The sequence below is a fragment of the Streptomyces sp. NPDC041129 genome (assembly GCF_055592265.1).
The window spans coordinates 1-24,906 of sequence record NZ_JBVIYV010000015.1; the positions used below are offsets into that span (position 1 = coordinate 1).

The 24,906-nt window shown below is 71.0% G+C and carries 21 protein-coding genes; 7 read left to right on the forward strand and 14 right to left on the reverse strand.

The features are described 5' to 3' along the window. On the reverse strand, positions 1-2,211 hold a 2,211-nt coding region (locus ACZ6B1_RS33065; protein ID WP_468784459.1), incomplete at its 3' end, for a phosphopantetheine-binding protein. A 1,083-nt stretch (positions 2,212-3,294) separates the two neighbouring features. Here ACZ6B1_RS33065 and ACZ6B1_RS33070 point away from each other — a divergent pair. Beyond that, a complete protein-coding gene (locus tag ACZ6B1_RS33070) occupies positions 3,295-4,371 on the forward strand; it encodes a fatty acid desaturase family protein (RefSeq protein WP_468784460.1) in 1,077 nt (358 codons plus the stop codon). Between the two features lie 167 nt (positions 4,372-4,538). Here ACZ6B1_RS33070 and rph read toward each other — a convergent pair whose 3' ends face one another. After that, positions 4,539-7,136, reverse strand: a complete 2,598-nt coding sequence (rph, locus tag ACZ6B1_RS33075) for a rifamycin-inactivating phosphotransferase (protein WP_468784461.1) — start codon at positions 7,134-7,136, stop codon at positions 4,539-4,541. Positions 7,137-7,382: 246 nt separating this feature from the next. Next, positions 7,383-8,468 (reverse strand): DUF5937 family protein, encoded by a 1,086-nt coding sequence (locus tag ACZ6B1_RS33080; RefSeq protein WP_468784462.1) that lies wholly within the window; start codon positions 8,466-8,468, stop codon positions 7,383-7,385. A 100-nt stretch (positions 8,469-8,568) separates the two neighbouring features. On the opposite strand from ACZ6B1_RS33080, the gene ACZ6B1_RS33085 reads away from it, so the two are divergent. Genes ACZ6B1_RS33085 through ACZ6B1_RS33095 form a run of 3 tightly spaced genes read left to right on the forward strand, consistent with a single transcriptional unit; the run spans position 8,569 to position 11,659 of the window. Then, entirely contained in the window at positions 8,569-9,786 is a 1,218-nt protein-coding gene (locus ACZ6B1_RS33085) for an MFS transporter (RefSeq protein WP_468784463.1), read from the forward strand. Continuing rightward, positions 9,780-10,289, forward strand: coding sequence for a GntR family transcriptional regulator (locus ACZ6B1_RS33090; RefSeq protein ID WP_468784464.1), 510 nt, complete (start codon positions 9,780-9,782; stop codon positions 10,287-10,289). Before ACZ6B1_RS33085 ends, ACZ6B1_RS33090 begins: the two co-directional genes overlap by 7 nt. A gap of 44 nt (positions 10,290-10,333) precedes the next feature. Then, positions 10,334-11,659: a phosphatase PAP2 family protein gene (locus ACZ6B1_RS33095; RefSeq protein WP_468784546.1), complete on the forward strand. Its 1,326-nt coding sequence runs from the start codon at positions 10,334-10,336 to the stop codon at positions 11,657-11,659. Positions 11,660-11,776: 117 nt separating this feature from the next. On the opposite strand, the gene ACZ6B1_RS33100 is transcribed toward ACZ6B1_RS33095, so the two are convergent. The 4 genes from ACZ6B1_RS33100 to ACZ6B1_RS33115 form a co-directional block, all read right to left on the reverse strand. Then, positions 11,777-12,610 (reverse strand): PIG-L family deacetylase, encoded by an 834-nt coding sequence (locus ACZ6B1_RS33100; protein WP_468784465.1) that lies wholly within the window; start codon positions 12,608-12,610, stop codon positions 11,777-11,779. A 214-nt stretch (positions 12,611-12,824) separates the two neighbouring features. Further along, positions 12,825-13,964 (reverse strand): CU044_5270 family protein, encoded by a 1,140-nt coding sequence (locus ACZ6B1_RS33105; protein WP_468784466.1) that lies wholly within the window; start codon positions 13,962-13,964, stop codon positions 12,825-12,827. Then, entirely contained in the window at positions 13,961-14,593 is a 633-nt protein-coding gene (locus ACZ6B1_RS33110; RefSeq protein ID WP_468784467.1) for an RNA polymerase sigma factor, read from the reverse strand. The genes ACZ6B1_RS33105 and ACZ6B1_RS33110 overlap by 4 nt, the downstream gene beginning before the upstream one ends. Before the next feature lie 433 nt (positions 14,594-15,026). Continuing rightward, positions 15,027-15,200 (reverse strand): CsbD family protein, encoded by a 174-nt coding sequence (locus tag ACZ6B1_RS33115; RefSeq protein ID WP_468784468.1) that lies wholly within the window; start codon positions 15,198-15,200, stop codon positions 15,027-15,029. Between the two features lie 246 nt (positions 15,201-15,446). On the opposite strand from ACZ6B1_RS33115, the gene ACZ6B1_RS33120 reads away from it, so the two are divergent. After that, positions 15,447-15,617, forward strand: a complete 171-nt coding sequence (locus ACZ6B1_RS33120) for a DUF5670 family protein (protein ID WP_143634452.1) — start codon at positions 15,447-15,449, stop codon at positions 15,615-15,617. A gap of 287 nt (positions 15,618-15,904) precedes the next feature. Here ACZ6B1_RS33120 and ACZ6B1_RS33125 read toward each other — a convergent pair whose 3' ends face one another. The 5 genes from ACZ6B1_RS33125 to ACZ6B1_RS33145 all read right to left on the reverse strand — a co-directional run bounded on the left by ACZ6B1_RS33125 (position 15,905) and on the right by ACZ6B1_RS33145 (position 19,659). Then, positions 15,905-16,168, reverse strand: coding sequence for a hypothetical protein (locus ACZ6B1_RS33125; protein ID WP_468784469.1), 264 nt, complete (start codon positions 16,166-16,168; stop codon positions 15,905-15,907). Positions 16,169-16,326: 158 nt separating this feature from the next. Continuing rightward, on the reverse strand, positions 16,327-16,995 hold the full coding sequence (locus tag ACZ6B1_RS33130) for a response regulator transcription factor (RefSeq protein ID WP_468784470.1): 669 nt from the start codon (positions 16,993-16,995) through the stop codon (positions 16,327-16,329). After that, entirely contained in the window at positions 16,967-18,208 is a 1,242-nt protein-coding gene (locus ACZ6B1_RS33135; RefSeq protein WP_468784471.1) for a sensor histidine kinase, read from the reverse strand. The genes ACZ6B1_RS33130 and ACZ6B1_RS33135 overlap by 29 nt, the downstream gene beginning before the upstream one ends. 329 nt (positions 18,209-18,537) lie before the next feature. Further along, positions 18,538-19,239, reverse strand: a complete 702-nt coding sequence (locus ACZ6B1_RS33140) for a 2-phosphosulfolactate phosphatase (protein ID WP_468784472.1) — start codon at positions 19,237-19,239, stop codon at positions 18,538-18,540. A gap of 123 nt (positions 19,240-19,362) precedes the next feature. Continuing rightward, on the reverse strand, positions 19,363-19,659 hold the full coding sequence (locus ACZ6B1_RS33145) for a hypothetical protein (protein ID WP_468784473.1): 297 nt from the start codon (positions 19,657-19,659) through the stop codon (positions 19,363-19,365). A gap of 151 nt (positions 19,660-19,810) precedes the next feature. Between ACZ6B1_RS33145 and ACZ6B1_RS33150 the strand changes: the two genes are divergently transcribed. Then, positions 19,811-19,972, forward strand: a complete 162-nt coding sequence (locus tag ACZ6B1_RS33150) for a hypothetical protein (RefSeq protein WP_468784474.1) — start codon at positions 19,811-19,813, stop codon at positions 19,970-19,972. Between the two features lie 97 nt (positions 19,973-20,069). Here ACZ6B1_RS33150 and ACZ6B1_RS33155 read toward each other — a convergent pair whose 3' ends face one another. Together ACZ6B1_RS33155 and ACZ6B1_RS33160 are read right to left on the reverse strand one after the other, a co-directional pair. Continuing rightward, positions 20,070-22,454: an SCO7613 C-terminal domain-containing membrane protein gene (locus tag ACZ6B1_RS33155; protein ID WP_468784475.1), complete on the reverse strand. Its 2,385-nt coding sequence runs from the start codon at positions 22,452-22,454 to the stop codon at positions 20,070-20,072. Positions 22,455-22,513: 59 nt separating this feature from the next. Beyond that, entirely contained in the window at positions 22,514-24,145 is a 1,632-nt protein-coding gene (locus ACZ6B1_RS33160; protein ID WP_468784476.1) for an FAD-binding oxidoreductase, read from the reverse strand. Positions 24,146-24,204: 59 nt separating this feature from the next. Here ACZ6B1_RS33160 and ACZ6B1_RS33165 point away from each other — a divergent pair, with 59 nt between their 5' ends. After that, on the forward strand, positions 24,205-24,873 hold the full coding sequence (locus ACZ6B1_RS33165) for a TetR/AcrR family transcriptional regulator (RefSeq protein WP_468784477.1): 669 nt from the start codon (positions 24,205-24,207) through the stop codon (positions 24,871-24,873). Positions 24,874-24,906: the final 33 nt, after the last annotated feature.

Below are 24,906 nucleotides of genomic sequence, written 5' to 3' on the forward strand. Positions count from 1 at the left end.
CGCCTGGTCCAGCCACAGGCCGAGGGTGGCCTGGAGGGCGCCGTCGAGGATGCTCGGGTGCATCAGCGCGCCGGCGCCGAGCGGTTCCGCCTCGGGCGGCAGGCGCAGTTCGGCCAGGACTTGGGGGCGTCCGTCGGGGTCGGTGCCGGCGTGCAGTCGGGCTACCGACCGCTGGGAGGGGCCGTAGACCATGTTCATGCCGTCGTAGAGCCCGTAGATGTGCTCGCCGGGGTGCACGGCATCGGCGCAGGCGGCACGCAGGTCGTCGAGAAGGACCGGGAGCGGCGGGGCGTCCTGGGCCAGGGCCACGCGCCCCTGGCTGCACAGGGTGGAGTCACCTCGTTCGTTCACGCTGTGGATCTCGTACGTGCAGCCGTCCGCGGTGGCTGTGCGCACGCGCACCCGCAGCACGAGTCCGTCGGGACCGCAGACGGCGGGCCGCAGCCACACCACGTCGGTCAGCCGGACGGCGGCGGCATCGCCCCGTCCCAGCGCCCTCGCGGCAGCCACCCGGGCCATCTCCAGATGAGCGACTCCGGGCAGGATCCGGTCGCCGTGCACCTGGTGGTCCCGCAGGAACGGCTCGTCGCCGGTGAAACGGGTCTCGTACGTCGTGCCGTCGCTGTCGCCGTCACCGCTGACGGTCCGGTGGAGCAGTGGATGGGGCTGCGCCGTCGGTGTCCGCCGTCCGGAGACGGCCGGGGTGCGGTGTGCACGGCCGAGGTGTTCCGCGAGGGCCCGCAGGGTGTGGTGCTCCTGGAAGGCGGCGAGCGGGGCGGTCAGGCCGAGGCGCGCGTTCACCCGGTCGGCCAGGTGGGCCAGGCCCCTCACGTCCAGGCCGAACTCGGCCAGCTCGGCGTCGGCGTGGAGTTCGGCGAGGGGAACGCCGAGGAGCGCGGACACCTCCTCGGCGAGGGCGGCGCGCAGGGCGGAGTCGGAGTACGGAGCGCCGCTCCGGACGCTGGGCTGTGGAAGGGCGACGGCGTCCGGAGCCGGGGCGACGGGAGCCGGCCCACCATCGGACGGGGGAGGGGTCGTGGGAGAGGCTGTCACCGGGACCTGCGCCGGCACTTGCGACTCCAGCCACTCCACCAGCTCCGCGATCGTCCGGTACTCGAACATCACCGTCGGCGACAACTCCACCGACAGCCGCTCCTCCAACGCGGTGACCAACGACAACAGGTCAGCCGATGCCAACCCCAACTCGTAATAGCCAAGCCCCACATCCACCTGGTTCGCGGCCACCTCCAACCGGGCAGCCACCAACCCCTGCACCACCTCGACCAGGCTGCCCCCGACCGAAGCAGCCGCCGTCTCAGCCACCACAGGCGCGGCGGGAGCCGGTGCCGGCAGCGTGGAGGCGTCGCCGCTGACGTCGAGGGACGACGCGGCGCGCACCCGCTTGGCCACGAACTGGCCCACTTCGGCGACCTTCGCGCCGGTGGCGTCGTAGAACTCCACGCCGAGCCGTATGAGTTCTTCGTCCCGGCGTACGGAGTCGGCGCGGACGCGGACGTAGCAGCGGCTCCCCAGCGGTCCGGTGGCGCGGAACCGCTCGAACATGAGGGGCAGGTAGAGGCCGGGGCCGTCGTTGTCGCCGTACAGCATGCCGATGGCGACGCCACCGCCGAGGAGGCCCGCCTCGAACAGGGCCGGGTGGAAGAGGAACGCGGGGTTGGTTCCCCGGTGTTCGGGGGCGAGTTCCACTTCGGCGATCCAGTCGCCGGGTCGGTGGTGGACCATGCCGCCGATCTTCATCAGACCGGAGTGGACCAGGTCGTACTCGCGGCACCAGGTGTAGATCTCATCGAGCGTGGTCTTCCGGGTGGCCCCGTCGACCGGCAGCGGAAGCCGTTCGGTGTAGGCGGCGGGGGCACAGCGGTGCGCCGTCGCGACGGCGTGGAGAACGTCGGCGGTGTCCTCGGGGCGTCGGCTGCGGACCTCGACACGCCAGCCGCCGTCCGATCCCCGGCGTCCCTCGACGGTGGTCAGGGCGCGGTGACCGGATCCTACGACGAGCGGGGCAAGGATGGTGAGGTTGCGTAACTCCACGTCCTGCATGGGGTGGCCATGCCGAGCGAGGACCTGGAGGACCAGGTCCACGTAACCGACTCCGGGCAGGAGGCTGCGTCCGTAGACGACGTGCCCGTGCAGCAGGGGGTTGTCGGCGGTGACGGTGAAGGTCTCGCTGAACGTGGTCGATTCGCTCATCGGTGTCCGTCCCAGTAGGAGCATCAGGCCGGTGGGTGTGCCTGATGGGGGCATAGCCGGTGGAAAACAGCCGGATTCGCGCTACGGGAATCCCTGAATGCCGGCGCATGGGCATGCGGTTCGGACCGAACCGCTCTGCGGGCCGGAGGGCAGTGTTTGTCGAGTTCAGGACGACAGCGGCCAGGAAAAGTCCGTCGCGGTTCAGTCAGCGCTCGGTGATATGACGGACACCGGGTGCCGGCGGCCGTTGGAGCGGGTGCCGGGAATCGCGCGAGTGGTCCCGTCAGGTCCGATACCGATTGGCTCCGCGTCGAATCCTAGAAGGCGCCGCCGAAGAATGCGCGCGCGGTCCCCGTGGATTTGAACAAAGTGGCCCGAAAAAGGCTTGACCGCCGCGTGCTGAGCCGATTGGTCCGGCTGAGCTGGCGCGTTCTTCGTGCGGACCGATCATTTCCGGACGGTCTTCGGGAGCGGTTGTCCGCGTTCAGCCGGCGACTCCCGCTGTCCAGCACGACAGGCCCTCCCGGCGGCACGTCAACGGTCCATGGCCACGACGGCTCTCTTCGAGAGAGCACACTGAGGGTGGCCGGCATCAGGATCCGGAAGTTGAATGAAAGGTGAACAGCGTGAGGCGGAGCGGATGTTCAACATTCACGCTCGCACAATCCCCACTTGGTCTCGACCATCATGGTTGGATTCACCCCCCGAGAGTTTCGCAACCTTGATCGAATGGAAAGGGAGCTTAGGTCATCCGCTGCAACCCGTCAACCATGATCCGCGACGCGGAACACCTCGACTGTCCGCAATTCCATTCGACCAGGTCAGGCGATGTGTCGAGGCTCGTGAATCACTCCGACGAGCCGGCCCCGGCGGCTTGTGTCCAGAGGGGTGATTCGCCATCAGCGAACACTTGGGGGCAAGCCCATTGGGGCGGCCGGGCGGAGGCGCGCGAGCCCAGAGAGAGGGGCCCGGCGGGCTGTCGGACCGGGGGGATAACCCCCGGTCGTCCAGGGGGAATGCCTCGCACCCAGAGGGTGGCTGGCAGGCTTCCTCGGTTCGCCGGCCGACAGAAGACTTTCGGACATGACGACTTCCCCCGATGTCTCCTTGACGTCCCAGTCCGTTCGTGCCGTCGCGGAAAGGTCCGGCGCCGGTGGCGGCAGTGACTTCGCACGGCTCTCCCAACGGATAGCCGCGGCCGGCCTGATGCGCCGGCGTCCCGGCTACTACGCGGCACGCATCGGCCTGGTGGTCGTGCTGTACACGGCGGGCTGGGGGTCCTTCTTCGCTCTGGGCGACACCTGGGGGCAACTGGCCGTCGCGGCCTTCCTGGCGTTCGTGTTCGGGCAGGTGGCCCTGCTCGCACACGACCTGGCCCACCGGCAGGTCTTCCGGCGACGCCGGCCCAGCGAGGCCATGGGCAGGCTGTTCGGCAATCTGGGCGTGGGCATGAGCTACGGCTGGTGGATGAACAAGCACACGCGCCACCACGCCAACCCCAATCACGAGGACCTCGACCCGGACGTCGCCCCCGACATCCTGGTGTGGTCCACCGATCAGGCGCGCGCCAGCCGTGGTGCGGCGCGTCTGATCGGCGGCCACCAGGCCCTGCTGTTCTTTCCGTTGCTGACCCTCGAAGGCTTCAACCTGCACGTCGCGAGCCTGCGCGCGCTGCGTTCGCCCTACATGGGGAAGCGAGCGCTGGAGGGCGCCCTGCTCCTGCTGCACATCGCGGGCGTGCTGTCCGCTCTGTTCCTCGTCCTCCCGCCGGGCAAGGCGGTGGCGTTCATGGTGCTGAACCAGTGCCTGTTCGGCGTGTACCTCGGCTGCACCTTCGCCCCCAACCACAAGGGCATGCCCACCCTCACCGGTGACGAGCGGCCCGACTTCCTGCGGCGCCAGGTCATCACATCCCGCAACGTGCGCGGCGGATGGTTCACCGACGTGATGCTCGGCGGCCTCAACTACCAGATCGAGCACCACCTGTTCCCGAGCATGCCCACGCCCCATCTGCGCCGCGCCCGGACAGTGGTTCGGCAGTACTGCGCCGAGATCGGGGTGCCCTACCACGAGACCGGGCTGATCCGCTCCTACCGAGAGGCCCTGACCCACCTGCACCGGGTGGGAGAGCCGATCAGGCGGCAGCGAAGGGCACGGTAGGGCGTGGGCCCAGGGGTGCGCTGCGGACAACCGGGGTGCCGTCCGCAGCGTGATCACCGTCGACGAGCGCTTCGGCGAGGCCTGCCTCCATGGTCTGGAGGGCTTCTCTCCCACGTCCGATCACTTCCAGCCTTAGGACGTGACGTGACCTGACGGGAACGGGCCGGTCAAGGAAGGATCTCGACGTACCCGTCGGTGCCGTGCACCCGGATCCGCTGCCCGTCGCGGATCAGCCGGGTGGCCTGCTCCACACCGACCACGGCAGGCAGGCCGTACTCCCGGGCGATCACGGCGCCATGGGTCATCAGGCCGCCCACCTCCGTCACCAGGCCCGCGATGCCGACGAACAGGGGCGACCAACTCGGGTCCGTGTAGGCCGTGACCAGGATGTCACCCGCCTCGAGATCGGCCTCGGCGATGTCGAGGACGACGCGGGCCCTGCCCTCCACGGTCCCGGCGGACACCGGCAAACCGGTCAGGGCACCGGACGGCACGTCGTCACGGTGGTACGCCCCGGTGATGGACTCACCCTCCGATGTCAGCACCCGGGGGAGTGCCAGCGCCTGATACGACCGGAAATCGTCCTTGCGCCGCTGGATGAGCCGGTGATCCACCTGGTGGGAACGAACGACGTCATGGAACTCCTGGAACGTGAGGTAGAAGACGTCCTCCTTCTCGGCGAGCACACCGGCCTGCACCAGGCGTCCGGCCTCCTCGAGCAAGGCCTGCTTGTAGACGAAGTAGCGGCTGACGATGCCGTACTTGGGGTACTCCCGATAGCCGATGAAGGTCCGGACCCGGTCGATCATCCGCTTGGCCTCGCCGGCCTTCCGCTCCCCGTCCGGCAGGGCCCGCAGACGCGACAGCACGTCCTGTTCCTTCCTCAGCGCCTCCAGGCGCCCCTGCTCGAAGCGCCGCTCCGCGGCACCCGGCTCGAAGTTCCTGACGTTGTCGAGGATCACGGGTACGAGTGTGGCGGGGCGCTCGCGCCAACGCGGCCTCGTGATGTCGATCTCGCCGACGCAGCGCATGCCGTACCGGTCGAGGTAGCCCTCGATGGCGTCGCGTGCCTCGGTCCCGCCCGGGAGCTTCGCCAGCTCGGCCAGGAAGTCCTCGTCCTCGACGCCCCGCAGGAAGGCGACCACCTCCGGGTGCGGGCGGACGGCGTCCGCGACGTCGAGCAGTGCCAGACCCATCTCCGACGTGATGTTGCCGGGGGCGGACAGCGTGAGTGTGTCGGCCGCGTTCTTCTCGCCGAGCCACTCGTGCAGCTTGTCGTTGAGCCACCACGTGGCCTCCATCCCCGCCATGATCACCTGAATGTTCAGCGGATCACCGAGAACCCGCTTGTGCTCCTCGAAGGCCTCCAGCAGGAAGTCGAACAGCGCCGGCCCGGTCTTCGTCCGGATGTCGCGTTCCAGGGCGGCGACAGACTTCTGGCTGCGCTCGATCAGCTCGGTGACGACGGCGGGATCGGTCTCGACGGTGGCGGCGGCACCGCCGGCCGGCGGACCGCCTGAACCCGTGTCCGGGAACGACGGGACGAAGCCGTCGCGGTCCAGGACGGTCTGCAGCGCGTCCCTGATCAGCGGATCGGACCTTCCCACGAGGTCCAGGAGGCCGGCGCGGCTCGCGGGCGAGGCCAGACGCCTGGTGACGTCGACGAACAGTCTCCCGCCGGCGTCGTGCATCCGGACCATGGCCGTCAGCTGCCACATGGAGAGCCCCAGCGGCTTCATGGGGTCGGTCATCATCTGCTGATGACCGACGGAGACGTACACGTGGTTCTCCTGGTCCCCTGTCTCGGGGACGGGGAACAGCGTCGTGATCGGCCGGCTCTGCACGATCTGGAAGTCGTCGTCGACCAGGCACCATTCGATGTCCTGCGGGCGGCCGAAGTATGCCTCGATCCGCCGTCCGAGCCGCACGAGCCGAACCACCTGCGCGTGCGTCAGCGCCGGGTGCTCCTGCCGCCGCCCGTCGACCGCGACCTCCCGCGTACCGCCACCCGCGACGGCGCGGACGGCGCGCCGCTTGGCAGCGATCGCCTCGGCGACGACCTCGCCGTCGCGCACCTTGAAGACGTCCGGGTTCACCAGTCCGGAGACCAGTGCCTCGCCGAGGCCGAAGCCGGCGTCCACGGTGGCGACCTTACGGTTGCCCGTCACGGGGTCGGCCGTGAACAGGATGCCGGCAGCCTGCGGGAAGACCATCCGCTGCACGACCACGGCCATGTGAACCGAACGGTGGTCGATGCCGTTCCGCCGGCGGTAGGTGACGGCACGCTCGGTGAACAGCGAGGCCCAGCAGCGGCTGACGTGGTGAAGGATCGCCGTCGGCCCCACGACGTTCAGATACGTGTCCTGCTGGCCCGCGAAGGAGGCTGTCGGCAAGTCCTCCGCCGTCGCGCTGGACCGGACGGCGTACGCGGCCTGCTCGCCGCTGCGGACGAGCGCGCGCGTGATCTGTGCCGCGAGATCGCCGGGGATGGCGACGTCCTCGATGGCCCGGCGGATCCGCGCGCTGAGCGTCCGGATCGCCTCCCGGTCGTCCAGGGGCAGCAGTGACAGCTCGTCGAGCAGATCGTCGAGCGACGGCGCTTCCGCCATGATCCGCCGGAAGGCGTCCGTCGTCACGCAGAAGCCGGCCGGCACGCTCAGGCCGGCGATACGCGACAGCCGGCCCAGGTTCGCGCCCTTGCCGCCGACCGCGCCGATCTGCCCTTCATCGACCTCTCGAAGATCCAGCACGTACTGCTCGGTCATGACCCTCCCACACCCCTTCGACGTCGCCTCGCCCCCCATGCGTCGGCTACGACACACACATGTCGCGCCTCGTTTCCGCAGGTTGTGGGCTCGGCCGACGATTCTGCGCCAGGACCGGGCCCTTGCCGCAAGCCCCCCAGTGCGCTATAAGTTGAGAGTGGCGAGGAGAGGGTTCTCCTCGCCTTTGTCATTGGGGCGTCCGATCGTGAACCGTCCGATGCCCGCGACGCCGTGCGCCTGCGCGGCTCAGCGCAGTACGGCCGCCAGCAGGTCGGTGCCCAGCGTCGTGAGGTCGGTCAGGTTGAGGGTGTGGCGGACGTAGCGGCCCTGCCGCCGGGCCGTGAGGAGGCCCGCGCGGCGCAGGACGGCCAGATGGCGGGAGACCTCCGGGGACGAGAGCTCCCAGGCGTGGGCCAGCTCGCCGGTGGTGTGCGGACCGCGGGCCAGGGTGCGCAACAGCCGCATCCGTACCGGGTGGGCGAGCGCCTCCAGCCGTAGCGTCATCGTTTCCAGCGGTACCGGCTCCGACGGACACTGCTCCGCCACGGGGTACTGCACCACCGGATGCCACCCGGGCGTGTGGACCGCCACCAGGTGAGGGCGGCCGAAGACACTGGGGATGAAGGTGACCCCGCTGCCGCGGGCGGCGGTCGCCTTGTCCTGCAGCTTGTCCACGACGATGCAATCGCCGTCCGGTGCGAGGGTGACCGCGCCGGACACCGAGGCGAGCGCCGCCCCGAGGCCCTCGCGTCGCAGCAGGTCGTTCTTCAGGCGCAGGTCGGTGGCGAGTCGCACGCTGATGCCCGCCCAGGCGGTGTCGAAGAACGCCGCGGCGCACTGTTCCAGGGTGTGGCGGACCCGCGCCCGTACCGCGGCGGGGTCCGCGAGCAGCCGTTCCGCGAAGGCCTCCTGCCCTGCGCCCCGGGCCTGGGCCACGTCCAGGGCGCGCTGGCGCGCTGTCGCCTCGGTGAGTGGAGACGTCCCGGCGAAGTGCACCCGGTTGCTGCCGCACGTGGTGACGAGTGCGGCGGTCACATACCTTTCGTCGTCGATCCGGTCCACGTCGTCCAGCTCCTCGGCGAGGGTCGGCCGGGGCCGGCCCGGGATCAGGAAGTCGGCCTGTGAGGAACGCCAGAGGAACTCCGCCTCCCTGAGCCGCTCGGCCAGCTCCGGCGGCAGCCCCGCCCAGACGTCCCCGGCCCAGCCGGCGAGCCGCGGGTGATGCCCGGGTTCGGCCAGCACGTGCAGCATCGCGGTCAGTTCGGCCAGCGGGGAGGCGGCGAACCGTACCCGCTCGGCCGGCAGACCGCCGATGTCGATCCTCAGCGTCATCCCGTCATCATCGCGGCTCGGACGTCCGTCGCCGTCGTCGGTTGACGGTTCCCGTCAACCGACGTGACCGGCGCCCCGGTCGCCCGCAGTGTCTGACGCCATGGCAACCACCACCCAGATCCGCCCCCGTGCCCTCGTCCGTGCCTCCGGAGGCCCTCGCTACGCCGTCGCCCTGGCCGTTGACGCGCTCGGCACCGGGCTGCTGCGGCCGTTCCTGCTGCTGTACGGGGTGACGGTGCTGAGGCTGTCCGCGCCGGTCACCGGCACCGCCATGACGGCCGGCGTGGTCGCGGGTCTGGTGTGCGTGCCCGCGGTGGGACGATGGCTGGACCTGGGCGCACGGAGCACGGTCGTGGCGGCGTCGATGCTGGTACGGGTGCTCGGCGTGGCACTGCTGCTGGCCACCCCGGCGCAGCACGTGTGGCCGTTCGCGGCGGCGGCACTCCTCCTCGGCATCGGCAACCAGGCCTGGCCGGCCGCCCACGCTGCTCTCGTGACCACGGTCGCCCACGGCCGGGAACGCGACACCGCGCTCGCGGCGGGCCGGGCCCTGCGCAACGCCGCACTGGGCGTGGGCGCGCTCATCGCCACGGTGACTCTGGCGGGCGGCACCACCGCCCTGCGGGCGCTGGCGGCCGTCACCGGGCTCGCCTACCTCGCCGCCGCGCTTCTGGCCTGGTCGGTACAACTGCGCGCGCGTCCGGACGCCGCCCTGGGCAAGGAGGCTGGTGACGGCCCCGCGCCCCGGATGCGCGCGCTGCTGGCCGCCAACGTCGTGTACGCCTTCTGCCTCAACGTCCCGGAGATCGCGCTGCCTCTCATCCTGGTGACTGAGATGCACGCGTCCCCGGTGTGGTCGGCGGCGATTTTCGTAGGCAACACGGTGCTCGTGGTCACCCTGCAGGTGCCGGTCACCGTACTGATGTCGAGGTTCTCCCGGCGGACGGCGCTGGCTCTCGCCGGCGTGATACTCGCCGTCTCCTATGTCGGCTTCCTCGCGGCCACCTCGCTGGGCGGCGGATGGGGTGTCCCGGCCGTCGCCATGGTGGCCGTGATCTGCACCGTCGGCGAGATCATCTACGCGGGCAGCGCCACCGCGCTCGTCACCCACCTCGCCCCCGCCCAGGCCCTGGGACGCGTCCTCGCCCGCTTCGAACTCTCCACGGGCTTCGGCCTCGCCGTCTCCCCGGCGGCCATCACCACCCTCGCGCCGTACGGCCCGACCGCCCTCTGGGGCAGCCTCGCCGCAGCGACGCTCCTGTCCGCTTCCGCCGTTGCCGCCGAGGCACGGGATCATCAGCTTGTAGCAAGGTGTTGACACAAGTCCGCCGGGGCAGCCATCGGGTCGACACGACCAAGCCGGTCCCGCCCTACGAGCAGATCCGCGCCCAGCTCGCAGACCTGATCAGCACCGGCCGGCTGGCCGAGGGTGAGCGGCTGCCGACCATACGGCAACTGGCCGCCGACCTCGGCCTCGCGACAGGCACCGTGGCCCGCGCCTACCGCGAACTGGAGGCGGCCTCCCTGATCCGTACCCGCCGAGGCCCCGGGAACACGGGACTTCGTCGCCTGGGCAGCCGCCCTGGGCTTCGAAGAGGACACCGTGCTGGCAGCGGTACGGCGCGCTTTCCGGGAGCCAGAAGGGTGAGCCGTCCGCACGCGTGCCGGCGAGGTGTCGTGGGGGAGCGGCGCGACTGGCGACATCACCCGTGCTCAGCGAAATCCAGGCATCGCTCCGATAACATGTTCGAGCTCGCGATGATGACCGTCATCGCTTTCTGTCCATTTCATCCATATCGAACAAATCGGCTGAGCGATTGATATCCAAAGCATCGCGGGTGTTCTCACAAATAAACGGCAGCCCTGTGCTGGCCGCGTGCCGTCGACGGCGGGCCCTGGTGTGGGCCGTGGCGGGCGTGGCGGCTTTGGGAATCCTCGTCGCACTGGAGATCTCCGCACGCCGTTACGGCCAACCGGGGCCGATCACGGACCAGTTGAACGGGCTGTTCTTCGCCCCGAAACCGGGACCGCTGTACGGCGGTCTGGCGTTGATGATGGTGGTTCTCACCTGGCGGCAACGGTTCATCGCGGCCGGAGCCGCCATCGGCATCGACGCCGTCTTCGTGCTGGTGCGGTGGGCGGTCGGCGCCCGGATGAGCGACGGCCATCTCTTCGGCAACGGCGCGCTCTGGGTGATGTTGGGCTGCGCGGTCCTCGCCGTCACGCGGCGCACCGGCGCCGAACGCGTCCTGCTGCTGAAGGGCGTCGGCCTGGGCCTGCTGCTGGTCGCCGGCCGCAAGACCGGCGACACCTGGCTGCTCATCACAGCGAAGACCCGCCCGACGGTGCTCGACCAGTACGTGGCGACCGCCGATCACGCGCTGGGCAACCCGTCGTGGCTGATGGGCCGGATCGTCAACGCCACCGACCCGATCGGCACCCACGTTCTCCACCTGGTCTACGCCCAGCTCGCGGTGGCCGCGGTCGTCGTCGCGCTGTACCAGCTGCGCAACGTGGCGGTCGAGCGCCGATTCCCGCGCCACCATCTGGTGCGCACCTTCCTGGTGATCGGCCTCCTCGGGCCGGCCATCTACATGGTCTTCCCGGTCGTCGGGCCCGTCTTCGCCTATGGCCCGGGCGCCTCCGGCACCGGCGGCGTGCAGTGGGCGGTGGCCGATCTGTGGCCGGTCACGCCGCCGGCGATCAACACCCCGCACCCGGTGTCATACGACGGGATCACCCCCCGCAACTGCATGCCCAGCCTGCACACCGCATGGGCCACCGCGATATTCGTCCACTCCCGCAGGGCTCCACGGATTCTGCGATTCGCGGGCACGTTCTGGCTGATCGCCACGCTCAGCGCAACGCTGGGATTCGGGTACCACTACGGCGCGGATCTCGTCGCCGGCGTGGTCTTCGCGCTCACCATCGAGGCAGCACTGCGCTCCTTCGACCGTGGCTGGGACCGTCCAGGAATCCAGCTGGTCGCTTACGGCACCACGGTCTTCGCCGCGCTCCTGGTCTCGTACCGCTGGCTGCCGATGGAGATGGCCGGACATCCATGGATTTGCGGGCCACTGCTCATTCTGGCAATGACCTCGGTGATCTACGGCTACGTACGGACCACCGAACTGTGGGAACCCATGGCCGCGCCGACACGGCGACCGGAACCGCAACTCGAACCGGTTTGAACCGTGCCGCACCGGGTTGCGGCCGAGTCGGCCGTCGCCCTGGGTGGGGTACGGCCCTGCCCGGTCAGCGGACGGGCATCCTCTCGACCGCCACGCCACTGAGCAGGGCCGCCCTGGTCAGCGCAGTCCGGCGAAGAGGTCGTTCTCGGGCACGGCCGCGCCGGTGGTGTCCTGGACGCGTACGAAGGTCTCGACGCCCATCAACTCGGTGAACCTCTCCTGGCCCATCCTGAGGAAGAAGATGTTCTCGCCCTGGCTGGCGTGGGCGGCCAGCGAGTCGAACTTCTGACCGCCGAACGCGGTGGTGTCCACCCAGGTGGTGATCTCCTCGTCGGGGAGTCCGATCTCGGCCATCGCGGCGGCCTCGGCGGGATCCGGCTCCTGCCAGTCCGCACCGAACTCGCGCATGACCTCCCCGAACCGCCGCATCATCGAGCGGGGCGCCGTCGTCCAGTACACCTTCGGTGTCAGCCTGGTCATCGTGAGCGCCGTCATCGTGATGCGGTTCGCCTGGATGTGGTCGGGGTGGCCGTAGAAGCCGTTCTCGTCGTAGGTGACCACCACATCGGGCTGGTAGTGGCGCATCAGTTCCGCGAGGCGGGCAGCGCCCTCCTCGACGGGGGTCTGCCAGAAGGACCCGGGGGCGTCGTTCGTCGGCCAGCCCATCATTCCGGAGTCGGCATAGTCCAGCATCTCCAAATGACCGACCTTGAGAATGCCGCAGCTCGACTCGAGTTCCTGACGCCGCATCAAGGCGACGGCTGCCGGATCGTGCCCGGGATCGCCCGGCTTGACGCCTCCCGGTCCGTCACCGCAACTGCCGTCGGTACACGTCACGAGGACCGTGCGGACACCCTCCGCCGCGTATCGTGCGAGGACGCCTCCCGTTCCAGTGGCCTCGTCGTCGGGGTGGGCGTGCACCGCCATGAGCGTCAAGGGTCGGTCACTCATAAGACATTCCTCCTGTGGGAAAGGATCTCGGTCCGAGTCCGCGGCACATATGTACCGGGGTCGGACCCGGGAGCCCGGAACGCGTCGGAGCGGACGATCTCACAGTCCCTCCGCTCCCCGCCCGCGCGCCGGTCCCTCGGCTGGTGCAACAGCGCCGGCCGGATCGGCTGTTCCCGCCGCGCACGAGAATCCCCGGGCTTTCGCGACGCTCTTGTCATGACTCCTCGTGCGGTTCCTCGCCCACACGGTCCACCACGGCGCGCTGGAGTACCGCGGTGGTCTGTATCACGCTGCCGGCCTTGCCGATCGCCGTGTCCTCCTGCGTGACGTCGCGGAAGCCGAGGAAGGCGTACGTGGACCTGTCGAAGATCCACTCCTGGCGGTCCTCGGCCTGACCGTCCAGGGTGATCGCGACACCGTGCCGCCCTGCGGCGTCGACCGCGTCGGGGATGACCGTGGTGCCCGGGATCCGGGCGGCGACACGGTAGAGGAACGCCGTGGTCTGCGGGTCCACCGACTCCTGGAGCATGCCGCCGAGGTACTCGAAGACCCACGGCATGCTCACGGAGGGGCGCCTGTTGCCCTTGGTGTTCTCCGCGTTGTCCAACTGCCGGTGCAGATCGGCCTCGATCGCCCGGAGCGCCGCGGCCGGGTCGCGAGGAAGGGAGGCCAGGTCCTCGTAGGGGCTCTGCATGTGTCCGGGGCCTCCGACCGTCCCCTGCCCGGGGCCGGGGAACTCGAGGCGTTCAGGGGCGTCGTCGCCGTACGCCTGGGCGCCGTCCTGGTTCCGCGACCAGGGAATCCACTCCCGGAGAGTCTCGGGTTCCGTGAGCTTCCCAGGAACCTCGGAGTACTCCTTGTGCACATGGCCCTGCTTGTCGGTCCACTTCGCCCGGAGGGGGTTGTCCCTTCCGGTGGACACGCTGCGGATGTACACGTACTGGTGGCGGCCGACGTTGACGGCCGGGTCGCGGGAGACCACCGCGGCGGCGTTCTCCAGCAGCATGGACGCCTTGGAGGGGGCCTGATGCGCGGCGTCGGCGGGCCGGCTGTGGTGGTCGACGCCGGCGATGAGGACCGCGGCCGCTACGGCGGCCGCGGCAAGCGGGGCGATGACCGGCACCCAGCGCCTCCTTCGGCGTCGCGGCGGCGCGGCGGCGTCCGCTGCGGGGGCCTCGGGACCGGCCGCGGGTACGGACTGACGGATCTCGCTCATCAGGTGCTCCTTGAGGACACGCAGGCGGTCGGGGGGCAGATCCCGGGCAGGCGGGGCCGGCAGCAGCCGTGCCGCGTCCGCGCACTCGGCGGACTCCGTTGCGTCGAAGCCGTCGTGGTGAGGCGTCTTGGCGTTCATCGGGTCTGCTCCTGGATCGACCGGGCCGCGATCGTGCGGCCACCTTGTTGCTGTCCAAAGCCGGACGCCGGTTCCGTCCCTCCGGAAGCGAGTTCCTCGTCCGTCAACTTCCGCAAGCGGCTCCGGGCGCGGGAGAGGCGGGAGCGGATCGTGCCGATCGGCACGTCCAGCGCCTCGGCCGCCGCCGCGTAGTCGAGTCCGGCCCACACGCACAGGGCGAACACCTCCCGCTCGCCGCGGCGCAGCCGCCGCAGCGCCCGCTGTGCCGCGGCCAGTCGCCCGGCGTCCTCCATCCGCTCGACGACCTCCTCCGCGAAGTCCGGCGCGGTGTCGTGCGGCGGGACACGGCTGAGGGCGGCCTGGTAGCGGCGAGCGGCCCGCGTGGTGTTGCGCAGCACATTGGTGGCGATGCCCAGCAGCCACGGCAGCAGGCCGTCACCTTCGGGTCGCACCGACTCGCGCAGCCGCCACGCCTCCAGAAAGGTCAGCGACACCACGTCCTCGGCCGTCGCCCAGTTCCCGGTGACCCGGACGGCGTACCGATGGACGGTCTGGGCATGTTCGTCGAATATCGACCCGAAGGCCTCCGGATCACCGGAGCGCAGCCGGGCGCGCAAGGAGAGTTCCACATCTGATCCTGTCCGCGCGCGCCACCGGGTTCCCAGAGACCCCCGTGACTCGGGTCACGGTCAGGGGCAGGTGCAGCCGTGAGGCGGCCGATCGTATCGGGGCAGGTGGTGGAGCGGCGGTTCAGCGGGGCGCCCAGGTCCTGCCAGACGCCCCACGGTCAGCTGAGGTAATGCGCACGTCCCTCGGCGTCGCGCTCGGACCAGAACGCGGCAAGCCACACAGGGTCGTTGGCATCGACGATGAGGGCATTGACGCGCATGGGTGAGTCCGCCATGTTCTGATCCTCTCAAGGCGGGAGCTGCCCGACTTCCGCGCGCTGGGCAACGGCTCGCCCGCCGGCGTCCGGCACCCGGTCCTCCGCGGAAGCGGGGCACAGGTGTGGGGGCGGCCCCGGTACCGGGACCGCCCCCACGTGCAGTTGATGATTACCGGTCAGGGCCGGCCCGAGTCCTTGACGGACTCCTTCGCCTCGCGGGCGTTGCCCGCGGTCTCGGCTGCGTGGCCCTTGGCGATCAGCTTCTCGTTACCGGTGGCTCGTCCCGCTGCCTGGGCGGCCTTCCCGACGGCCTGCTCGGCCTTGGCCCGGGCCTTCTCACTGGCGGCCATGCTGTTCACTCTCCTTGGCTGTCGCGTGAGGTTCTGGCTGTGCGCCTGACCCCGCTCGGCTCCGGCAAACCTGGGGCCAGAGATTCGCCCTGGGTGTTCATCAATGCGTGGCCGCGGTGCATCAGAAGTCGAGGAGGGGGAATCGGGCGTGGCGTGCGCGTGCCCTTCACTCGGCAGAAGTAACTCATATTTCGCGTGCTTGTAGGGGTGAGACAAGGGCATCCGGTGGCCAGGAGGTTGATAACAATGGTTCCCCTGCTTCTGGTTCTTCTGCTGGCTCTGATCCTCTTCGGCGCGGGCTTCGCCCTGAAGGCGCTGTGGTGGATCGCGGTGATCGTTCTGGTCGTGTGGCTGCTGGGCTTTGTCGTCCGGTCCGCGGACGGCTCGGGCCGCAAGGGTCGCTGGTACCGCTGGTGACCGCAGACCCTCGGTGTGAGGAGTGCTGCAGATAGTGGAGATCGACGTGGGGCCCGGCCGGGAACGGCCGGGCCCCACGTCGTGGATGAGGGCGCATCCCGCCCAGGCGGCCGGGAGGGATCGGGCGTATCGGGCGCGTCGAGGGGTATGTGTGCCATGCACCGGCCCCGCGGAAGCCGCAGTGGAACCCTGCGCCTCCTGTTTCTGCGGGGCCGGTCCCCCTGTTGCCCAAGGCGGAGGGGCATGGCCGGTGGATGCCGTCCCTCGCGCACACCCCGGGGCCGGCGTCAGCCCACGTTCTTGGTTCTGCTGACCCATTGCGGCAGTGTGAGTCCTCCGGCCGTCGGGGCCGGCTTGCGGCGGGAGGACGGCAGGTGGCGGCGCCCGGCGCGGTCGTCGACGTATCGGTGCTGGTCGCGGTGCGTTCCGCTGGTGAGGGAGTGTCGCAGGAGGGAGAGGTGGGGTGCCACGGCTGCGAGGCAGTCGCTCTCCTGACGGCCCGCCACTGCTGTCCGGTCGCCATCGCTGATCCGGCTGGGAGCTTCAATCATGGTGAGACCTCCGTTCGCCCTCTCACCTTCGCTCAGCGACAGCCCCTCGCGCGTCGTCCTACCGCAGCGTTTCCCGCCTACCGCGATCGCGGTACTCGGGGCGCCCGCCTACAGCCGGAACAGACGGGCCGGCACCCCCGCAGATCGAGAACCCCTGGTCATGGCACCGCCGTGGCCAGCCCGCACTGGTAGGCGATGACCACGAGCTGGGCCCGGTCCCGGGCCGCCAGCTTGGTCATGGCCCGGTTGGCGTGCGTCTTCGCGGTCAGCGGGCTGACGAACAGGCGCTCGGCGATCTCGTCGTTCGACAGGCCGAGGGCCACCAGCGCCACGACGTCGCGCTCCCGCGGCGTCAGGCACTCCAGCCGCTCGTGCACCTCTCCTGGGACGGGGTCCGGCTGAGCGAGGAAACGCCTGATCAGCGCTCCTGTCGCCGCGGGTGACAGCAGTGCGTCGCCCGAGGCGACCGTGCGGACGGCCTCGACCAGTTCCTCGGGACGCGCGCCCTTGCCCAGGAAGCCGCTCGCACCCGCGCGCAGCGCTTCGGCCACGTGCTCGTCGTCCTCGAAGGTGGTCAGGATGAGCACCTTCACCGCTGCGAGGTCTTCGGACTGGCTGATCAGCCGGGTGGCTTCGAGGCCGTCCATCTCCGGCATGCGGATGTCCATCAGCACCACGTCCGGATGCCGGGCCCGCGCCAGTTCCACCGCCTCGCGACCGTTGGACGCCTCTCCCACCGCCTCCATGTCGCTGGTGGACTCGAACAGCATGGTGAAGGTGCCCCGCAGCAGGGCCTGGTCATCGGCAAGCAGTACGCGAATCGTCATGCCCGTCTCTCCTCGGTGTCTCGCCGACCAGCCGGCCGGGACGCAGCGGCAGATCGGCCGTCACGCTGAAGCCGCCCTCGGGGCGGGGGCCCGCGTGCAGCCGGCCCCCGATCGTGGCCACGCGCTCCCGCATCCCGATCAGCCCGTGCCCGGTACCGGCAGGCGAGGGGTGATGCCGCGCGGTACCCCCGTCGTCCTCGACGGTGATCGTCAGCCGCTCGGGGTGGTGGTGCAGGATCAGCCGGGCGCGGTCGGCTCCCGCGTGCTTGCGCACGTTGGTCAGGGCTTCCTGGACGATGCGGTACGCGGTCAGGTCCACTGCCGGGGTCAGGGGAGAGGCGGTGCCGTGACGGGTGTGGTCCACGGCCAGGCCGGCCCGGGCGAAGGACGCCATGAGTGCCGGTAGGTCGGCCAGCCCCGGCGCAGGGGTGCGCGGTGCGACCGGGTCACCCGACTGCCTCAGCAGCCCCACGGTCACCCGTAGCTCGTCGAGCGCCGACCGGCTGGTGTCGCGGATGTCCTCCAGGGCCGTCAGTATCTGTTCGGGTTGCCGCTTGGCGAGATGGGCGGCCACGCCTGCCTGGGCGTTGATGAGTGCGATGTGGTGCGCGACGATGTCGTGCAGCTCGCGTGCGATGCGTACGCGTTCGGCCGCCACCCGCTGCTGTGCTTCCTGTTCGCGCGTGCGTTCGGCGTGTACCGCCCGTTCTTCCACGGCCGCCACGTAGGCGCGGCGGGAGCGCAGACCGTCGCCGACAGCGGCCGGCAGCGCTGTCCAGGCCAGCAGTGCCACGTTGTCGGGGTTCAGCCATGAGCGGGGGGCGCACACGATGGCGGCGCCCACCAGAATGGCGGCCGATGCGGACGCGGACATCCAGGTGGTACGCCGGTCGGTGAGAAGGGCCACGGTGTAGACGGACAGCAGGACCGGGCTGAGTACCAGCGGGCTCTCCCGGAATCCGAGGACCAGGAAGCTCACCCCGCAGCCGAGTGCGACGGCCAGTACGCCGATCGGGTGGCGGCGTCGCCGGGCGAGTGCGGAGCAGCCGACGCCCGCCAGGAACACGGCGCTCCAGCGCAACGAGAAGCGGTGCTCGTGCGGTTCGATCGAGGCGGCCACCACGGACAGCAGGAACAGCACGGCCAGGCCCAGTGCTTCTACGGCACCTCTCCGGGCCGGTGCTCGCCGGCTTCGGTCGCTGATCACCGCCATGCCACCACCGTAGGGTCGGCGACGGGATCGGGCATGGCGTCGTCCGCCCGGTGCACGAGGTGTGAGCGGGGACGGTGCGCTCATGCTGTTCCCCGTGACCAGCATGGACATCAGGCGCCGGCCGCGGCCTTCGCAAGGAGGGCGTCCACCGGAGGAGGCCGACGAGCACGGTTGCCTCCATCCGGGTGTACGGGGGTGGCGTCCAGCATCGTGCCGGGTGGAACGGGGAGGTGGCCGCCGAGGCGGACCGTGGGCGTCGGGCGCCGGTGTCCTCTGCGTGGGACCAGCCGGCTGCACGCGTTCAACCGGTTCGAGCGGGGCCCCGGCGACTAGAGCGAAGCCTCGTCGGTCGGTGAAGGCACGGCGCACGGACGGAGGACCATGAGCGAGCCTTCCGAGATCGCCACCATGGCGAAGGGGAACCGGTCGAGCTCGAGACAGAGCGCGACATCATCAGGATGGGCTCCACCACGCTCACCTTGCGCCAATTCGGCGGCGGCACGCGACTCGCCGGCGCGGCGGAGGAACTCAGCCGCGTCCGTCCCGGTCTCGATGGCCCGGCGAGCGATGTATTGAGCGCACGCCAGGTCTTCCTCGGCGCGCCCGTCGTCGCCTGTGACCACGAACGTGACCCTGTCGCACTCGCGTGCCCGCAAGAGCCGAGCCGTTGCCTCCGCCACCACGAAGCCGGCGCACAGCACCAGCGACGCCTCCTTGACCGCAAGGGCGCCGACCGTCCCTGCCGTGGTCTTCTGCACCACGGTCCGTCCGCCAAGGTCATAGGACCGCAGCAGGCCAGGCGAGTTGACGGTGTCGAACCCGGGCGCGGGCGGACCGTCCTTCAGTGCCACCCAATCCGGGTGGCGAGCCTTGAGCGCCAGGGCCTCGTCCAGCGACCCGGCGAGAACGATCCTTTCCGCACCCTGGGCGAAGGCCCAGGCAGCCACGGTGAAAGCCCGCATGACGTCGACCACGACCGCCACGGACGGGATTTCGTCCAGCTCGGCGATGCCAAGAAAACGGGCGTCCATCCGGCCATGATCGCGCACGCCCGTCCTGAAGCGGCTGGACGGTGATGCGCATCACATCGATGATCCGCGAGTGCGACGCCTGGGCGGAGAAGCCCTTGTCCCCGCACCGGTGGGAGGCGCCAGTCAGACCGTAGGACCCAATGGTCCCGACGTCACCGGTCGCACCTCCGCCTTCCCGGACGCGGCGCGGGCCAGGCCGTCGAGCCACGCCTGGCGGCCGATGAGCATCGGGCCCGGCCGCTCCTCGGCGAGCGCGGCGGCGGGTCGGCCGATCTGCGTCTCCTGGGTCAGGCTCCGCCCCCGGCCACCGGACGGGTCCGGGTCCGCGGCATCCTCCGCCGCCCGGCCCTCACCTGGTAATAGGACCGCAGCCGGTCCCGGGGTACCGGCCCCCCGGCCGCTCGCAGCGATCAGATCCACGGCAGCGTGCGTCGACCGGCTGCCCCAGGGAACCCGTGCTCCCGATGAGCAGAAGAGGAACGTGCGGAGCGGTCGTCCCAGCCGCGCAGGTCGCCGATGCGACGGTGCGCCGGGCCGCTGTCCGCTCCGAACCGGTGAAAGGGGCAAAGGGATGAGTACCGCCGAGAACAAGGACACCCCGCAGGTCGACGAGGAGACGAGGGAGCGGTCCGCCGAGCAGCGGAACATCACCGCACCCACCCCGCCGGACGTGCGTGCCAAGGGTGAGGACGACGACACCGACCCGCCGGCGGCCGAACCCGAAGCCCCCTAGGGGCCTTCGGGCGCGCCCGCCGGGTGGCAAGGCGACTGCGGTGTGCCGCCCGGTGCGCCGCAACGTGCGGTTTCCCGGGCGCCCGCCGAGAGACGTTTCAGTCCATCCGGCCCAGCACGTCCCGCGCCCGCCGCACGTCCCGCAGCCGCTGTTCGTACGTCGCGCCGACGGCGAGCAGCAGGAGCCCGGCGAGCGCGGGAGGCACCCAGCGGGGGAGCAGCCCGGCGATCTGCACCAGGTAGGGGGCCAGTTCGTGCAGCGCGTCCAGCACGAGCACCCCACCGCCCAGCAGCAGCGGCGCCCGCAGCCGGTGCCGGGCGCCCACCAGGGTGACCAGCAACGCCGCCGCGCCCAGCAGCCACGGACGGGTGGCGTACGCGTCGTTCCGGGCGGCCGCGAGGCTCGGGACGAGCGTGGCGGTCAGACCGGGGCCGTACGCCACCCACGACGACACCCGCGGATCCCGGCGCCGTCGCAGCGCGCCCACCACGAGCGCCGCGGCGCTCACCGGCACCGTGTAAGCCTCCGGTGCCGTGACCCCCCAGGCCGCCAGCCGCACCCAGGCGGCCAGAGCGAACAGCGCGGTGGCCGCGTAGGCGACGGGACGTCGGTCGGCGCGGACGGCCGTGCCGCTCGCGATCACCGCCGACAGGGACAGCACCAGGGAGAGCATCGCCGGATCGGCGACCGCCAGGGCGATCGCCAGGCAACCGGTGGCCGCACCCGTCACCTCGACCACTACGGTCGTCCGCGCGTCCGAGAACCGCGCGGCGCACAGCGCCGCCACGGCCGGGACCGCGAGCACGAGCAGCGCGGTGTGCTGCGGCGCCCACCCCGCCGCGGCGCCCACCGCGCAGGCCAGCGCGGCGCCGTAGCCGAGCGCGGCCGGAACGGTGACCGCCGTGAGACGCCGCCTGACGGAAACGGCCGCGAAGAGCGCCGTCACAGCGATGAGCACTCCCAGCGTCGCGGACCGCGTCGCCAGCGACAGAAACCCGAGCGAGACGGACGTGACGAGGGCGAGCACCAACGCCGGGAGCAGGACGGTACGCTCCGCCACCCCGGACCGCGTCGCCACCCCGAGCAGGGCAGCCGTCACCAGCACCTCCACCACGAGCGCCGCCGGATAGGGCACGTCCCACACCACCGGGACGACCATGAGCGCGGACCACCCCAGCGCCAGCACACCCGTCAGCGCCCGAGGCCGCCACGTCGCACCACGCACCGCCAGTGCGACGACGACGGCGACGGTGGCCAGCACCAGCGGCGCCGTCTGCAGCTGCGGCAGCCACGGCGCGCCCACCGACACGGCCTCACGGGCATCGCCCGGTGCCCCCGACCACACCCGGGCCGCCCCGCCGGCCGGCCCCAGCAGCGTCAGCGCGAGCAGCGGCAGCGCCCACAGAACCGCCAGGCCCTGCACGGCCGCGCAGGCGACGGCGAGACCCCGCCGCACCGCCTCCGGGAGCCGATCGGCCCGCACCGCCGCCAGCAGCGCGATCCCGAAGACGAGATGAGTGGGAACCGTCCAAGTACCCGGCAGCGCGGGCCGGACGATACCGCCGAGCGCGACGACGGCGAGCAGACCGGCCGCGAGGGACAACCCGACGGCGTGCCCCGCGGCACGATCCCGCCATGCCGCCGCCAGCGAGACACCGGCCGCGAACAGCAGCAGCGCAGCCGCCCGCGTAGCGGCGCCCGGACCGCCGGCCGTCCACGACAGCCAGACCGCACCCAGCACGCCGCCCACCCCCACGGCGTACGCGCCGACCGTGGCGATGACTTGCACCACCCCGGCCGGAGCGCGCAGCGCCACGAGCGTGTCGCAGGCAGCCGTCACGAGCAGCACGCCACTGATCCCGTAGGGGCCCGCGCCGGCCGCCACCGCCGCCAGCAGCAGCGGCAGTTGGGCGGCGGCCAGTGCGGCTGGAAGCGGCAGCCGCAGCGCCTTCGTGCGCGGCAGCAGCCCGTAACCCGCCCACAGGGCCGCCAGTACCGCCGACGCTCCGGCCGCGTACGCCGTGGCGTCCATACCGATGAGAGCGACCGCGTGCAGCGCATAGGCGTCGAGCACCGTGAGCGCCAGCGCCAGTCCCGCCACCGCCTCGGCCGTCGACCGCAGGCCGCGCCCCAGCAGCGGCAGCGGAGCGGCCAGGGCGGCCACCGTGACCGCCCCCAGCACCAGCGAGCGCCCGCCGATCCCCAGGTGCCCCCAGCTGACCAGCGTGAACGCGACCGCCGCGATGGTCAGCAGCAGGCCGCCCAGGAGCAGCAGCACATTCTGCACGCGCGGCGCGGTGGCCTCCGGGCGATGCGGCGCGGGCACGGCCGTGGGCGGCGCCCAACCGGGCTGCGGCAGGGACGGCAGACGGCTGACCAACCAGGCGCGGCGCGCCAGCAACTGCGCCCGGCGAGCCTCCAGTTGCCACAGCTCGGCGTCGACGAGCCGCAGCTCCTCGGCGGGTGGCGGAACATGTGTCATGGTCAGGAGTGTGCGCCGCGCCACCTCGAGGGGCATGAGCGCGGCTACTCAGAACGTACTCAGGTTGCCGGTGCAGTGGCGGCGGGGTCGAGCAGTACACCCGAGTTCATGATCCCGGCCGGGTCGAGCGCCTGCTTCGCGGCGCGCAGGGCCAGAGCGAAGGGTTCCGGGCGCTGACGGTCGTAGCCGGGCCGGTGGTCGCGGCCGACCGCATGATGGTGGGTGACGGTTGCACCGTGGTCGTGCAGGACGCTCATGGCCGCGGACTTGATCTCGTCCCACATCGCCACTTCCGAGCCGCGCCTGCCCGGTGCGATCACGGTGAAGTATGGGGCGGGGCCGTCCGGATAGACGTGTGTGAAGCGGCAGTTGATCGTGCCGGTCGTACCCGTCACCTCCTTCAGGACCTCGGCCAGCCGGCTTCGCACCGACGCGTACAACTCCGGCGCGCGGTCCCAGGCGCAGGCCGTTTCGAAGGTCTCGCTGATCACGCTCATGCGGGCGAGTCCATCGCGGAGATAGGGCATCTTCAGAAAGGCCGAGCGCCAGGTGTCCGCGGCGGTGTCCGCGCCGCCGGTTTCCCTCACGGTGGGCGTGCCGCCGTGGTCACGGGCGAGGGCGAGGAGTTCGGCCAGACGTTCCTCGACGCGGGAGTGTGCCGACTCCACCCCCAGGACGAGGACGCTCTCACCGTTCTGTGTGATTCCGGCCAGGGCGGCCTCCCCCGGATCGAGGAGTCGGCAATTCGCCGGGTGCAGGCCCGACTGCGCGACGGCGCGCACCGCGTCCATGGCAGCGTGGACGTCCTCGAAGAGAACCGTGGCCGACGCCTTGTGACGCGGGCGTTCCTGGAGCCGCATCCAGGCCTCGGTGATCACGCCGAGCGTGCCCTCGGACCCCAGGAACAGCCGGTCGGGGGAGGGACCCGCGCCCGACCCCGGTACCCGGAGCGACTGGTTGATGCCGACCGGGGTCACCACGCGCAGCGACTCCACGAGGTCGTCTATGTGGGTGTGGAGCGTGGCGTAGTGGCCTCCCGCCCGTGTCGCGAGCCATCCGCCCAGCGTGGAGAACTCGAAGCTCTGCGGGAAGTGGCGCAGGGTCAGTCCGTGCGGTCGCAGCTGCGCCTCCAGGGCGGGGCCCAGGACACCGGCCTGGATCCGCGCGGCGCGGCTGGTCCTGTCGATCTCCAGCACCTGGTCCAGCGCTGCGAGGTCCAGGGACACCACGCCGCGGTGCCGGCCGGCGCGGTACTCGACCCCGCCGACGACCGAACTGCCCCCGCCGAACGGCACCACGGCCACCTCGGCGCTCGCCGCCCATTCGAGGATGTCGATGACGTCCTGCTCGGTGCGGGGATGGGCGACTTGGTCGGGTGCTGCCGAGAGGTCCCCCTGGAGTGCGCGGACCACGTCGCGGTACGCCTTGCCGTACGTGTGCGAGGCGCGGTCCCGGGGCGCGGCCGACATCAACGGCGCGAGTGCCGTGGGCGGTTCCACACGCACCTCCGGCAGGGCGAGCGCGGAGACGTCGGGAATGCGCAGCGGAGCGCTCGCCGCACCGGGGAGCAAGCGCCCGAGTTCGGCGCACTCGGCGTCGGACAGCGCCTTGCTCTCCGTGCCCCAGCCCCACCAGGAGCGGCGCGGGGTGGTCCCGGTCGATGACGCCTTCGTCGCGGTGCTGTCGGCCATGCCAATTGACCTTCCAGTAATTTACCTCTTGGTAAGTTACTGCAACGTATAGTTCTGTCATGGCAACCGCAAGAACCTCGACTCCACCGGATCCGCCGGACGGCGACCGGGAGCAGAACCGGCCAGGAGCACGCGCGGGGACCAAGGGGGTACCGCGGGCCCACCGGGAACGGCAGATCCTCTGCGCCGCCGTGGAGGAGTTCGGAAGGAACGGGTACGCCGCGGCGTCCATGGCCGAGATCGCCCGTCGCGTGGGCGTGACGAAACCCCTGCTGTACACCTACTTCGGTTCCAAGGACGGCCTCTGCACGGCCTGCGTCGACCGCATCGGCCCGCAGCTGCTCGAGGCGGTCGAACGGGCCATGGTCTCGAACCCGTCGGAAGGCGGGCTGCCCCACACAGTGCTCACCGCCCTCTTCCAGGCTCTGGAAGGGCAGCGGCACGCCTGGTTCGTGCTGTACGACCGGACCCTCCCGCCTGGCTCCGAACCCTGGCGCGCGGCCCGGCGCCATCGCGACGCCATCGACGAACTGGCGGCCACCGGCACGGCCGCCCTGCTGCATGCCCAGGGAAACGACGACGCCCGGGACGCGGACGCGCTCAAGCACATCTGGACGGGCACGGTCAGCGCACTGCTCGGCTGGTGGATCTCCCACCCCGAACTGTCCGCGCAGGACATGAGCGCACGCTGCGCCCGGCTCCTCACGGCCATCCGGAACGGTGCCTGAAGCAGTCGGAAACGGTGGGCGGCACGGGGGAGC